At 66.0% G+C, this 13,199-nt stretch carries 10 protein-coding genes, 1 tRNA gene and 1 pseudogene; 8 read left to right on the top strand and 4 right to left on the bottom strand.

Features of this window, described 5'->3' with window-relative positions; genetic code table 11:
- Positions 1-27 precede the first annotated feature (27 nt).
- From LGY53_RS44335 to LGY53_RS43050, 4 genes are all read right to left on the bottom strand, one after another.
- Positions 28-681: a DUF2637 domain-containing protein gene (locus tag LGY53_RS44335; protein WP_225732447.1), complete on the bottom strand. Its 654-nt coding sequence runs from the start codon at positions 679-681 to the stop codon at positions 28-30.
- A 29-nt stretch (positions 682-710) separates the two neighbouring features.
- Positions 711-1,760, bottom strand: a complete 1,050-nt coding sequence (locus tag LGY53_RS43060) for a site-specific integrase (RefSeq protein WP_225732446.1) — start codon at positions 1,758-1,760, stop codon at positions 711-713.
- Between the two features lie 15 nt (positions 1,761-1,775).
- A complete protein-coding gene (locus LGY53_RS43055; protein ID WP_225732445.1) occupies positions 1,776-2,204 on the bottom strand; it encodes a hypothetical protein in 429 nt (142 codons plus the stop codon).
- 160 nt (positions 2,205-2,364) lie between these two features.
- A tRNA-Leu gene (locus tag LGY53_RS43050) sits at positions 2,365-2,450 on the bottom strand.
- A gap of 224 nt (positions 2,451-2,674) precedes the next feature.
- Between LGY53_RS43050 and LGY53_RS43045 the strand changes: the two genes are divergently transcribed.
- The 8 genes and pseudogenes from LGY53_RS43045 to LGY53_RS43010 all read left to right on the top strand — a co-directional run bounded on the left by LGY53_RS43045 (position 2,675) and on the right by LGY53_RS43010 (position 13,191).
- Entirely contained in the window at positions 2,675-4,051 is a 1,377-nt protein-coding gene (locus tag LGY53_RS43045; RefSeq protein WP_225732444.1) for a DUF3662 and FHA domain-containing protein, read from the top strand.
- A gap of 198 nt (positions 4,052-4,249) precedes the next feature.
- On the top strand, positions 4,250-4,717 hold the full coding sequence (locus LGY53_RS43040) for an FHA domain-containing protein (RefSeq protein WP_167471289.1): 468 nt from the start codon (positions 4,250-4,252) through the stop codon (positions 4,715-4,717).
- Positions 4,714-6,207 carry a PP2C family serine/threonine-protein phosphatase gene (locus LGY53_RS43035; protein WP_225732443.1) on the top strand — a complete coding sequence of 498 codons (1,494 nt, stop codon included), beginning with the start codon at positions 4,714-4,716 and terminating at the stop codon, positions 6,205-6,207. Before LGY53_RS43040 ends, LGY53_RS43035 begins: the two co-directional genes overlap by 4 nt.
- Positions 6,207-7,658 (top strand): annotated as a pseudogene (locus tag LGY53_RS43030) (FtsW/RodA/SpoVE family cell cycle protein); the annotation flags it as partial. The gene LGY53_RS43035 and the pseudogene LGY53_RS43030, both read left to right, overlap by 1 nt.
- A gap of 89 nt (positions 7,659-7,747) precedes the next feature.
- Positions 7,748-9,214, top strand: coding sequence for a penicillin-binding protein 2 (locus tag LGY53_RS43025; RefSeq protein WP_225732442.1), 1,467 nt, complete (start codon positions 7,748-7,750; stop codon positions 9,212-9,214).
- Positions 9,215-9,251: 37 nt separating this feature from the next.
- Complete coding sequence (locus tag LGY53_RS43020) at positions 9,252-10,754, top strand: protein kinase (RefSeq protein ID WP_225732441.1); 1,503 nt, start codon at positions 9,252-9,254, stop codon at positions 10,752-10,754.
- Positions 10,751-12,655, top strand: coding sequence for a Stk1 family PASTA domain-containing Ser/Thr kinase (gene pknB / locus LGY53_RS43015; RefSeq protein WP_225732440.1), 1,905 nt, complete (start codon positions 10,751-10,753; stop codon positions 12,653-12,655). Before LGY53_RS43020 ends, pknB begins: the two co-directional genes overlap by 4 nt.
- Before the next feature lie 95 nt (positions 12,656-12,750).
- On the top strand, positions 12,751-13,191 hold the full coding sequence (locus LGY53_RS43010) for a CBS domain-containing protein (RefSeq protein WP_225732439.1): 441 nt from the start codon (positions 12,751-12,753) through the stop codon (positions 13,189-13,191).
- Positions 13,192-13,199 lie beyond the last annotated feature (8 nt).

The following is a 13,199-nucleotide window of genomic DNA, read 5'->3' as shown; positions in this document are numbered from 1 at the left end:
GAATCCCGATCTCGCCCTACACAAACCTCAGCAAACTAACAGACCAACTGGTCTCATCCGAGTCTGGCAGAGAGGGGCAGGCTCGGCCACGGCTTCGGTTGCTCCTGCGGCGGCATAACCCTCGTCCGCACAAGGCATTCCGACGGAAACACTAACCCGCGACCCCGTCGACACGTCCGCGCTCTCATCGACGAGTGCGGCCGTACCGTGCACACGGGGAATCGGCGAATGAGCAAGTGCCAGCAGGGCAACGGTCGCCTGCGCCATCGATCCTTCGATGATCAGCGGCCACAACCACGCCTCCCGCTCGGGAATCCCGGCCAACACCGCCAACGCGCGCAGCGCGGTGAATGACAGCCAGAACGCCCCGGCGGCGATCAGGACGGTCATGCATGATGCCAGCAGGTGGGTGATGTGGGCGCGAGCGTGCGCACGCATCAGGATCGTCACCCCATGCACCGCGGCGAGCAACGCAACGGGCGGCACGATGGCGACCGCTGCCGCGACCGTCGGCGCCCCCTGCGCATGCAGGACGGCGTACGTGGCGTTGCCGGTGATGCTGACGGTGGCAGCTGTCGCGAGAACCAGCCAAAAGAACACGTGCGCACGCGGTCCGCTCACCACGATCGGCGTGCTGCGGTCAGTTACATAAGAAGTGGTCGTGCTGATGTCAGTGGACACGACATGTCCCTTCCGAGGAGTATCTGCGGTCAGCATGTGGATTCGTCCGGTCGTGGCGTCATCGCTGGTGCGGACGCGAGCGGATGTTGTTCGCCAGTGAGCACCGACAGCGCAGCGGCGATCTCGTGGATGTCGGATTTGACGTAAGTGGCGGTGGTGCCGCCGCTCTTGCCTTCGTGTCCGGCGTAGGCGCGGGCCACGGCGTATCCGAAGGTGCGCTCCACCCAGGTGAGGGTGGTGTGGCGCAGCCAGTGCGTCGAGACGCCTTGGACCGCGACCCACGGGAGGATGCCGCCGATGCGGACCCAGAGATGGTCGTAGCGGCGGTCGGTGAGGGGTGCACCGGATCGATAGCGGAGTAACTGCCCAGACCGTGGCGCATGGCGATCACGAGCGTGGTCGAGCAGGTGCCGCATCAGGGTCGGCGATACCGGCTGCCAGCGTGAGGTGCCGCCCTTCTCCCGCAAGTAGATCAGGCATTGATCGGGGTCCAGATCCTGCGGGCGCAGCGCGAGTGCGCCGCCTCGGCGGCAAGCCGTCTCGATGTGCAGCCGCAGGATAAGGGAGTCCAGTTCGGGGTCGTTGCCCGATGTGGCTGCGGCATAACAGATTTCGGCGAGCTGGTTCGACGGGATCGCGTACCGATGTGAGCCGCGCCGGACTGGTTTGGATACCCGCCGGGCCGGATTGTCCGACGACCGGATCCAGCCGTTGTCCTCCGCAAAACGGTAGACACACCGGACCGCACTGATGAAGTTCTCCACAGCGCCGCCCCCACCACGGGTGACTCGCGTGGTGCGGGCGGTGGCCTGGACCGTCTGCGCGACTTCCTCCAGGTCGGTTTTCGAAACCTCGTCCATCCGCTGCTCACTCCACAGATCCAGCAGCCGGTTGAAGTGGGTGTTATATGTGCGCAGTGTTCCCGGGGACAGGATCTTCCGGACTTTCGGGATAACCTCGCCGAACGTCGGCGCAGACGCGCCCGCACAGACCAGGTCAGCCGGAGAAATGCCCATCTGCGTCAGTAAAAGCCTTGCGGCAGCGACAGTTTCGGCGGATGAACCGGCGGACCGGTTCAATGATGATGTCATCGGTCACCACCGATCCAGCAGGCGCACGCTCTCGGCGAACAGCTCGTCCATCGCCGCAGGCGGGTGGACGACGAGCCGACTACGGGAGACGCGTCCGATCAGCAGTACACGGTCGCCGATGAACAGGTTGACGCGCCGCCGGAGCCTGTAGTGCACGCGGAAAAACTCGTCGTGCGTCACGGCCGCTGCACCGTCACGCGCCGGAGCCACCAGCAGCACACCGTGTTCCGAACAGCGGATGTTCAGTCGCTTGCCCGGCCGCCAACCCAGCTTGCGGAACAACTGCCGGTCGAGAATGCGACCAGCCTCGCCGACCGTGGACATTCCGTAGACGAGGTCATCGCTGGAGCCTCGAACCGGCACCGGATACGCGATCGGACCATGGATGAGCTCCTGCAAGGGCGCCTGCGGCGGCACGATCGGAGTGATCACAGCGACCACCCCTGGAAACGCGTAACGCCGACCATCCAAAACCGGATGATCGGCGTGTTCGTCAAATGACGTGCAACAACATACATCTTGCTTGCCACCTCCGAGTGTTCAAGCGCACTTGAACACTACTTCGTCGGATGTGGCACGTATGCCGTCGTTCTGGTGGGCGAAGGGGGACTTGAACCCCCACGTCCCGAAGGACACTGGCACCTGAAGCCAGCGCGTCTGCCATTCCGCCACTCGCCCGAGCGACTGGGAGACAGTATCACGCAGGTTGGTGAGAAACGAAATCGCCTCGTAACCAGGGCCGTCAAGGATGCTGGCGGCACGGGGAACCCGCCGTGCTCGCCAAGAGTTACAGGTGTGGAGGATCGTGGATATCATGCAATGAACGTGCTCGAGACGCGACACGCCATGTCCGCGTGTCGTTGTTATAAAGCAGATGAGACGCTCACCGAAGGGAGGCCGAGATGGGCATCGTCTCACGGTTCGAGCGTCGCCTTCAGGGCGCCGTCGGTGATGCTTTCGCCAGGGTTTTCGGTGGCAATGTGGTGCCGCAGGAGGTGGAGGCGGCGCTGCAGCGCGAGGCCGCCGACCACGTCGAGGATGTGGGTGGCGGGCATCTGCTGGCGCCCAACCACTATGTGATCACCATCAACTCGTCCGATTATCAGCAACTGGATGCCGACGAGGACCTCACGACGCGTGCGTTCGCCAAGCACCTACAGGACTACATCCGTGATCAGGGATGGCAGACCTATGGCGAAGTGCTCGTCGAATTCGAGGCATCCCCTACGCTGCACACCGGACAGTTCAGGGCGAGCGGTCGGGTCGATCCCGATGTCGGCCGCCGAGCCGGCCCGGCTCGCAGCCCGGAACCCCCGCGACAACGACCCGCTAACCCGCAACCAGGAGCTGGCCCCATGACGCAGAACTCAGGCTACGACCCGAGTCGTGAGCCCGCGGAGTCCGATCCACGCAACCGCGGGTACGCGCCGCCGCCCGCTGGACGCGGTCCGCAGAATGGTGCGTACCGCGAGGATTACGGTCGTGGTGGCCAGTACGGTGCGGCGGATCATCGGGCTCCCGAGTCGCAGCAGGCGTACGGCGACTATCAGAACGGCTACGACTACCAGCAGGGTGGCTACGGCCAGCAGCCGGGTTACGCCGAGCAGGGTTATGGCCAGCAGGGCTACGCCGACCAGGGTTACGGCCAGCAGGGCTACCCGGATCAGGGTTACGGCCAGCAGCAGGGTTATGGCCAGCAGGGTTATGCCGAGCAGGGCTATGGCCAACAGGGCTACGGGAATCAGGCCTATGCCGACCCGAACTACGGCCAGCAGCCGGGTTATGCCGAGCAGGGCTACGGCCAACAGGCTTACGGCCAGCAGGCTTACGCGGACCCGAACTATGGTGAGCAGACCTACGCCGACCCGAATTCCTCGTACGGTGACGAACAGGGCTATGGCCAGCAGGCCTATTCCCAGCAGGGCGGCGGCTACGGTGCCCAACCCGGTTACGGCGCACCGTCTTACGCGCAGGCGCCGCAGGCCGGTTCGAGCTATTCGGCGACGCTGCAGCTCGATGACGGCAGCGGCCGCACTTATCAGCTACGGGAAGGTAGCAACATCATCGGTCGTGGGCAGGACGCCCATTTCCGGCTGCCCGATACCGGTGTTTCGCGCCGGCATATCGAGGTGCGCTGGGACGGCCAGACGGCGATGCTGTCCGATCTGGGTTCCACCAACGGGACGCTGGTCAATGGTTCGCCGGTGCAGGATTGGCAGCTCGCCGACGGGGATGTGATCCGCGCCGGACACTCCGAGATCCTGATCCGTATCGTCTGATCCCGTAAGCTCGCGGTGCAGGTCACGACATGGCGGACAGGGATTCTGCGGTCGTATCGTGATCGGAATCGACCAACGGCCCTATGATGCTGCCAACGCGGCACCATGCTCGGGGCCGAAAAGACCAGCAGGCTGGTGGGGGTGGGTCGAACCGCACCTACGGCACCGACGTACACGTCGAACAGGAGGTGGAGCGCCGTGCAGGGATTGATCCTGCAATTGACCCGTGCGGGGTTCCTGCTGCTGTTGTGGTTGTTCGTGTGGGCGGTGTTGCGGACTTTGCGCAGCGACATCTACGCGGCATCCGGCATCCGGATCCAGCCCAGGGCCGCACGCGGTTCCGCGGTGCTGCCTTCCTTCAGCCGAGGCCAGAAGGGCGCCAAATATCTTGTGGTGACTCAAGGTTCACTCGCCGGCACGCGGATCACGCTCGGCACCCAACCGGTGTTGATCGGTCGCGCGGACGATTCCACGCTGGTGCTCACCGATGACTACGCCTCTACCAGACATGCGCGGTTGTCACCGCGCGGTGACGATTGGTATGTCGAGGATCTCGGCTCCACCAACGGCACGTATCTCGATCGTGCGAAAGTCACCACCGCCGTGCGGGTTCCGCTCGGCACCCCCGTCCGTGTCGGCAAAACAGTGATCGAGCTGCGATCGTGACACTTGTTCTCCGCTACGCAGCGCGCAGCGACCGCGGTCTCGTCCGAGGCAATAACGAAGATTCCGTTTACGCGGGGGCCCGGCTTCTGGCATTGGCCGACGGTATGGGTGGTCATGCCGCGGGCGAGGTTGCCTCGCAGTTGATGATCGCCGCGCTGGCCCATCTGGACGATGACGAGCCGGGTGACGATCTGCTCGGAAAGCTCGATGTGGCAACGCGCGCCGGAAATGCCGCGATCGCCGACCAGGTCGAGGAAGAACCCGAACTGGACGGTATGGGCACCACGCTCACCGCAATCCTGTTCGCGGGCAAGAAACTCGGGCTCGTGCACATCGGCGATTCGCGCGCCTATCTCCTGCGCAACGGTGAGCTCGCGCAGATCACCCGCGACGACACCTTCGTCCAGTCGCTGGTCGACGAGGGACGAATCACCCCGGAGCAGGCGCACACCCATCCGCAGCGTTCGCTGATCATGCGCGCGCTCACCGGCAACGAGATCGAGCCGACGCTCATCATGCGTGAGGCCCGCGCCGGTGACCGTTATCTCCTGTGCTCGGACGGACTTTCGGATGTGGTGAGCGATGAGACCATCGCCAACACCATGCGCGAGGGCAACACCGACGAATGCGCCGACCGGCTGATCGAGCTGGCGCTGCGCAGCGGTGGCCCCGACAACGTGACCGTGGTCGTCGCCGATGTGATCGATCTCGATTACGGCCAGAGTCATCCGATCGTCGCGGGCGCCGCCTCCGGCCAGGACGAGGACACCCCGCCGCCGAATACCGCCGCCGGACGCGCGGCCGCCATGCGCCCACCACGCGCGACACCGCCGCGCCGAGCCGTCGCCGCACCGGAGCCGCCGGAAAAAAGTAAGTCCCACAAGCTCCGGTGGATCCTGCTGGGGCTCGCCCTGGTGATCGCCGTTGCTGTGGGACTTCTGGTCGGCTACCGCACCATTCGCAGCTACTACTACGTCGGCGCCGATAACGGCCAGGTGGTGATCCTGCGCGGGCTGCCGGGTTCGGTGCTCGGCTACTCCATCCACGATGTGGATATCGTCGGCTGCGTCAGCCGGTCCGGCGACATCACGCTGGTGGAGCCCGGCAAGGATATGCCGCCGAATTGCAAGGCGCTCAAGCAGTCCGATCTCAAGCAGACCGGCCGCGATCAGGTGGACAAGGGTCTGCCGCCCGGCTCGCTCGACCAGGCCAAGGAATCGATGCGCGCGCTCGCGCGGGAGCTGTTGCCGCCGTGCCCGCCGCGCGATGTGGCGCCGCAGCCTGGTGTGGTGCCCCCGAGCACCGTTGCGCCGCCGAATGTTCCGCCGCCCCCGCCGGGCACACCGAGTGAACCGGCCGCGCCGCCGGCCAATCCGGCGCCGACACCGACGCCGAACCCGGCCGATGTGAAGACGTCGAGCCCGGCCGCCCCGACCACCGCGGCCAATCCCCAAGCTCAGCAGGGGGAGAACTGCCGGGTGACGGACTGATGTCCGCTCCGGCACCACCGTCCGCTGGGGCCTTTCCCAGTCCCCCGGGCGGATTCGCTCCCGCGCCGCCGCCGTCCACCCGCCGCAATGTCGAATTGCTGCTGCTGGGCGGCGCCGCGGTGATCACAACCATCTCGCTGATACTGGTCGAGGCCAGTCAGGAGCAGGAGATCACCTGGGAGATAGCCAAATACGGCTGTGCCTATCTCGGCCTGTTCGGGGTGGCGCATCTGGCGGTGCGTCGCTTCGCACCGTTCGCCGATCCGCTGCTGCTGCCGATCGCCGCACTGCTCAACGGGCTCGGCCTGGTGCTGATCCACCGCCTCGATCTGGCCGATGAGCAGGACGCCGTCTTCAACTCGCTGCCGATGCCCAATCCCGATGCGAACCAACAGGTCTGGTGGACCGCGCTGGGCGTCGTCGTATTCGGTGTCGTGCTGATCGTGCTGCGCGACTACCGCACGCTGGCCCGGTTCAGCTATACGCTCGGGCTGATCGGCCTTATCGCACTGACGATTCCGGCGGTGCTGCCCGACTCCTACTCACAGACCAACGGCTCCAAGATCTGGATCCGGCTGCCCGGATTCAGCGTGCAGCCGGGCGAATTCGCGAAAATCCTGCTGATCGTCTTCTTCGCCTCGGTGCTGGTGTCCAAGCGGGAGCTGTTCACCGCCGCCGGGCGGCATGTGCTCGGACTGGAATTGCCGCGCGCCCGCGATCTCGGTCCCATCCTGGTGGTCTGGATCGTCTGCGTCGGCGTGCTCGTCTTCGAAAAAGACCTCGGCACTTCGCTGTTGATCTTCGCGACGGTGCTGGTGATGATCTACATCGCCACCGAGCGGGTCGGCTGGTTGGTCGTCGGCGGCGCGCTGCTCGTCATCGGATACTTCTTCGCCTATCAGGCATTCAGCCATGTCCGGGTGCGCACGCTGACCTGGCTGCACCCGTTCGACGACTACAACAACACCGGTTATCAGATCTCGCAGTCGCTGTTCGGCCTGGCCACCGGCGGGTTGGCGGGCACCGGACTCGGCAGCGGCAGGCCGAACAAGGTGCCGTTCGCCAAAACGGATTTCATCGTCGCCACCATCGGTGAGGAACTCGGGCTGATCGGGTTGGCCGCGGTGCTGGTGCTGTTCCTGGTGTTGGTGGTGCGCGGCCTGCGGACCGCGCTCGCCGTGCGGGACAGCTTCGGCAAACTGCTGGCCGCCGGGCTCTCCTTCACCATCGCGATCCAGCTGTTCGTCGTGGTGGGCGGCGTCACCAAACTCATTCCGCTGACCGGCCTCACCACCCCGTTCATGTCGTACGGCGGTTCGTCGCTGCTCGCCAATTACGCATTGCTCGCCCTGTTGATCAAGATCTCCGATGCGGCCCGCGCCCCGGCGCCGGTACGCAAGAAGGAGCCTGCCTCCTCCATCACCGATGCGACGACCGAACTGTTGAAGCGGCCGACGAAGTCCGAAAACAATCACGCGGAAACCAGTCGTCTCGAGGTAACCCGTACCGAGGCAGGCCGACCGGAAGCGAGGCCGCAGGAATGAACACTCCCCTACGCCGGGTCGCGGTCGCGGTGATGCTGATGATCGTCGCGCTGCTGTTGAACGCCACCTACGTTCAGGTGATCAAGGCCGACAGTCTGCGTTCGGACCCGCGCAACAAACGCATTCTGCTCGACGAGTATTCGCGGCAGCGCGGTCAGATCTCGGCGGGCGGCAACGTGCTCGCCAGTTCGGTGGCCACCGACGACCGCTACAAGTACCTGCGCGTCTACCGCGACAACCCGGAGGCGTACGCGCCGGTGACCGGCTTCTACTCGATGCAGTACGGCAGCGGCGGTCTGGAGCGCGCCGAGGATTCGGTGCTCAACGGCTCGGACAGCCAACTGTTCGGCCGCCGCCTCGCCGACCTGATCTCGGGCCGGGATCCGCGCGGCGGCAACGTGCTCACCACGCTGAATCCGGCGATGCAGAAGGTGGCCTACGACCAGCTGACCAGCAAGGGTTACACCGGCTCGGTGGTGGCGATCGAACCGAGCACCGGCAAGATTCTCACCATGGTCTCCACGCCCAGCTACGACCCGAACCTGCTGTCGGTGCACGACGGGGCGAAGGGTACGCAGGCGTGGGAGTCGCTGAACGGGGATCCGCATCAGCCGATGCTGAATCGCGCTGTCTCCCAGACATATCCGCCGGGTTCGACCTTCAAGGTGGTCGTCACCGCCGCGGCGCTGTCCAACCACGTCGCCAAACCGGAGGACCAGTTCACCGCGGCGCCGAACATCACGCTGCCCGGCACCTCGACCACGCTGGAGAATTACAACGGCACCCCGTGCGGCGGCGGCCCGACCGCCTCGCTGTACGACGCGTTCCGCATGTCCTGCAATACCGCGTTCGCCGAGCTCGGCGTCAAGGTGGGTGCCGCGAATTTGAAGGAGCAGGCCGCCAATTTCGGCGTCGGCGCGCACAGCGGCATCCCGATCCCGGTCGCCGAGAGCACCGTCGGCACCATCTCCGATGACGCGGCATTGGCCCAGAGCAGCATCGGTCAGCGCGACGTCGCACTCACCCCGCTGGAGAATGCGGTCATCGCCGCGACCGTCGCCAACGGCGGCGTCCGGATGGAGCCGTACCTGATCGATTCACTGCAGGGTCCCGACCTGAGCGAGCTGAAGAAGAACAAGCCGATCTCGGTCGGCCAGGCGGTCAGCGCCGATGTAGCGTCACAGCTGACCAATCTGATGATCGCCTCGGAGAACAACACGGCTGGACATGGTCAGACCAAGTACCAGATCGCATCCAAGACCGGCACCGCCGAGCACGGCTCCAACCCGCGCCAGACGCCGCCGCATGCCTGGTACATCGCGTTCGCTCCCGCCCAGAATCCGAAGATCGCCATCGCGGTGATCGTGGAGAACGGTGGCGACCGGGCGCTCGCCGCGACAGGTGGGTCGGTCGCGGCACCCGTTGCCCGTGCGGTGTTGGACGCCGGGCTGCAGGGGGGCTGAAGGATATGAACGTGCGAGTCAAGGTTCGGGGGCCCCGATGCTGAACAACGGCGCGATGATCGCCGACCGCTATCGCCTGCACCGCCTGATCGCCACCGGCGGTATGGGCCAGGTCTGGGAGGCGCTGGACACCCGACTGGACCGGCGGGTTGCGGTGAAGGTCCTCAAATCCGAATTCTCCGCCGACCCCACCTTCCGGCACCGGTTCCGCACCGAGGCCAAAACCACCGCGCTGCTGAACCACCAGGGCATCGCGGCGATCTTCGACTACGGCGAGACCACCGATCCGCACGGCAGCGAAACCGCTTACCTGGTCATGGAATTGGTGCAGGGCGAACCGCTCAACTCGGTGCTGAACCGGCTGGGCAGGCTCTCGGTGGCGCAGGGTCTGGACATGCTGGAGCAGACCGGCCGGGCGCTGGAGGTCGCGCACGCCGCGGGTGTCGTGCACCGCGACGTCAAACCGGGCAACATCCTGGTGACGCCGACCGGCCAGGTGAAGATCACCGATTTCGGCATCGCGAAGGCGGTCGACGCCTCGCCGGTCACCAAGACCGGCATGGTGATGGGCACCGCGCAGTACATCGCGCCGGAGCAGGCGGTCGGTGAGGACGCCACCGCGGCCAGCGATGTGTACTCGCTCGGCGTCGTCGGCTACGAGGCGCTGGCCGGGCAGCGGCCGTTCAGCGGTGACGGCGCGATCACCGTCGCGATGAAGCATGTGCGTGAGGCGCCGCCGCCGATGCCCGCGGATCTGCCACAGAATGTGCGCGAGCTCATCGAGATCACCATGAGCAAGGATCCGGCGCAGCGCTATGCCCGCGGCGGCGAATTCGCCGACGCGGTGGCCGCCGTGCGCGCCGGACGCAGACCACCGCCGCCGAGCGGTATGCACAAGGCGGTGCCGCTCACCGGAGCCACGACCGTGCTCCCACCCGGCCCCACCGTCCAAATCCCTTCCACCCCAACCGATTACTCGAATGCGACGGTGCGTTACGCGACACCGGCCGCCGGTGTCGGCGCGGCGGGGGTCACCGGTACCGCACCGGCCACCCAGCTGAACCCGGGCGCCACCCCACCCGCGGGCAAAGGCAAGGGCCTCACCACCGGGCAGAAGTGGGCCATCGCCATCGGTATCGGCGCGGTACTGCTCGGCGCGGGCATCGGTTGGGCGCTGATCGGTGATGGATCCAATCCGAAGACGGTGCCACCGGTCACCAGTACGGTGGTTCCGACCACTCGTCCGACGACAACGACACCGGCTCCGACCACCACCTCGACGCCGGAGCCGACGACAACAACGCAACCCCCGACGACAACGCAGCAGCCGACGACTACCACCGAGCCGCCGACCACAACGCCGGAGCCGACGACGACCACCACCGTGCCGCCATCCACGACGACGCCGCCACCCACCAAATCGACTACGCCCTCGAAGACCACAGCGAAGACCACCACCCCGCCCCTCGGGCCGCCCATCGAGATTCCGGGTGCGATCGGCCAGTCGGGCCCGACCACGTATTCGCAAGGACTGCCATGACGACCCCGAAGAATCTGTCCTCTCGGTACGAGCTGGGCGAGATCATCGGGTTCGGCGGCATGTCCGAGGTGCACAAGGCCCGCGACCTGCGCCTGAGCCGAGATGTGGCGATCAAGGTGCTGCGCGCGGACCTGGCCCGCGACCCGACCTTCTATCTGCGGTTCAAGCGCGAGGCGCAGAATGCCGCGGCGTTGAACCATCCGGCGATCGTCGCGGTGTACGACACCGGTGAGGCCGAGGTGGACGGCGGCCCGCTGCCGTACATCGTGATGGAGTACGTGGACGGCGATACGCTGCGCGATATCGTGCGCGGCAAGGGTCCGCTGCCGCCGCGCCGCGCGATGGAGATCATCGCCGACGTCTGTGCCGCACTGGATTTCAGCCATAAGGCCGGCATCGTGCACCGGGATATGAAGCCGGCCAACATCATGATCAACCGGGCCGGCGCGGTGAAGGTGATGGATTTCGGCATCGCCCGCGCGATCGCCGACAGCTCCAACCCGATGACCCAGACCGCCGCGGTGATCGGTACCGCGCAGTATCTTTCACCCGAACAGGCCCGGGGCGAAACCGTCGACGCCCGCTCCGATGTGTACTCGGTCGGCTGTGTGCTGTTCGAAATCCTCACCGGTGAACCACCTTTCACCGGCGATTCACCGGTGGCGGTGGCCTACCAACACGTCAGGGAGGATCCGCGGCTGCCGTCGCATGTCCATCCCGGCGTACCGCGCGAACTCGATTCGGTCGTGCTCAAGGCGATGAGCAAGAATCCGGCCAACCGGTATCAGACCGCGGCCGAGATGCGCGCCGATCTCATCCGGGTGCTCGGTGGTCAGCGGCCGAGCGCGCCCATGGTGATGACCGATGAGGATCGCACCACCATGCTCGGCGCGGAGGGTCCGCCGCCGCGCAGCTACCGCACCGTCGAACGCAGCGACGACACCGCCGAACAGGAACCCGCCGAGGCGGGTAATCCGCGCCGCACCGCCTACCTCGCCATCGCGGTGGCCGCGGCGGTCGCGGTGGCCTTCGCGCTGTTCTGGGTGTTGATCGGGCCGGGCAGCAAACCGGATCAGGTCGAGATACCTGATGTTTCGAACCAATCGCAGCAGCAGGCGCAGGACAAGTTGGAGAAGCTCGGCTTCCACGTGGCCACCCAGCAGACGGCGTCCAGCAAGATCGCCACCGGCAATGTCATCGCCACCCAGCCGCTCAGTGGCTCCCGGATCGATAAGGGCGGCACCGTCACCATCCAGGTGTCGACCGGTCCGCAGCAGGTGCCGGTGCCGCGGCTGGACGGGCTGACCCAGCAGCAGGCGGAGCAGAAACTCAACGAGGTGCAGCTGCGACTGGATCCGAACGTGCAGCGCAAGGAGTCCAGCACGCAGGACGTGGACAAGGTGATCGGCCAGGATCCCTCGGCCGGTTCCCGGGTCGATGTGGACCGCGCCATCGTCATCACCCTCGGCAAGGGTCCCGACCAGGTCCGGGTGCCCACCGTCGTCGGCCAGGACATCAGCGTGGCCCAGCCGAATCTGGAGGCCAGCGCCGGATTCAAGATCCAGGTCCAGGAGGTTCCGTCCTCGAAACCGAAGGGTGAGGTCATCGCGACCACTCCGGCGGGCGGCACCAGCGCCGACCGCGGCTCGACGGTCGTCGTCCAGGTATCCAGCGGCGGGATCGTCATGCCACCGCTGATCGGCCTGACCCCGACCCAGGCGCTGGACGCGCTGCACAGCGCGGGCTGGACCGGCGGCGCGAGCCAGATCAACCAGACCACACAGGGCACCTTCGCCCCGGGTGACGTCGGCCGGATCCTGAGTCAGCAACCGGCCGCCGGGTCGTCCGTCGCGAAAAACGCCACGATCACCATCAGCACCGGGGTGCTCGGACCGAACTGATCTCGTAAAAGTCCAAACCGATCGGTGTGTTCGGCGGCAGAATGAGGCTGCTCCATCCCTGACCAGCAGTGCTGAGTACGAGGAGGTAGCCGAAAATGGGCACATCGCACAGTGGGCCGACCGCCAGGGACCTCATGAAACCCGGCGCGCAGTGGATATCGCGGAACGAAACCGTCGGAAAGGCCGCCAGGGTGATGGCCGAACTCGGCGTCGGATCGGTTGTCGTCGCCGATGACAACCAGCGGATGTGCGGTATCATCACCGACCGCGACATCGTGGTGAAATGCATTGCGCAGGGCCGGTCTCCGGCGACGACCAGGGCGGGCGAACTCTGCGAGGCCACCCCGCGCTGGGTGCCCGCGGACGCCGATGTCGACACCGTGCTCACCGAGATGGAGCAGCACCGGATCAAGCGGATCCCCGTGATCGATGACAACAAGCGGATGATCGGCATGATCAGCGAGGCCGATCTGGCCCGGCACCTCGATGACAACCAGCTCAGCGAGTTCGTCACCGCACTCTACGGAAGGCCTTGAGCCGCAGG

The organism is Nocardia sp. JCM 34519.1, from assembly GCF_020361265.1.
GTDB lineage: Bacteria > Actinomycetota > Actinomycetes > Mycobacteriales > Mycobacteriaceae > Nocardia > Nocardia arthritidis_A.
Note: the sequence above shows the minus strand (reverse complement) of the source record. Positions and strands in the feature narration are given on the sequence as shown.

Coding starts and splice junctions, on each gene's coding strand:
- LGY53_RS43045 (WP_225732444.1), top strand. CDS start 2,675: ATGGGCATCGTCTCACGGTTCGAGCGTCGCCTTCAGGGCGCCGTCGGT.
- LGY53_RS43025 (WP_225732442.1), top strand. CDS start 7,748: ATGAACACTCCCCTACGCCGGGTCGCGGTCGCGGTGATGCTGATGATC.
- LGY53_RS43020 (WP_225732441.1), top strand. CDS start 9,252: ATGCTGAACAACGGCGCGATGATCGCCGACCGCTATCGCCTGCACCGC.
- pknB (WP_225732440.1), top strand. CDS start 10,751: ATGACGACCCCGAAGAATCTGTCCTCTCGGTACGAGCTGGGCGAGATC.
- LGY53_RS43010 (WP_225732439.1), top strand. CDS start 12,751: ATGGGCACATCGCACAGTGGGCCGACCGCCAGGGACCTCATGAAACCC.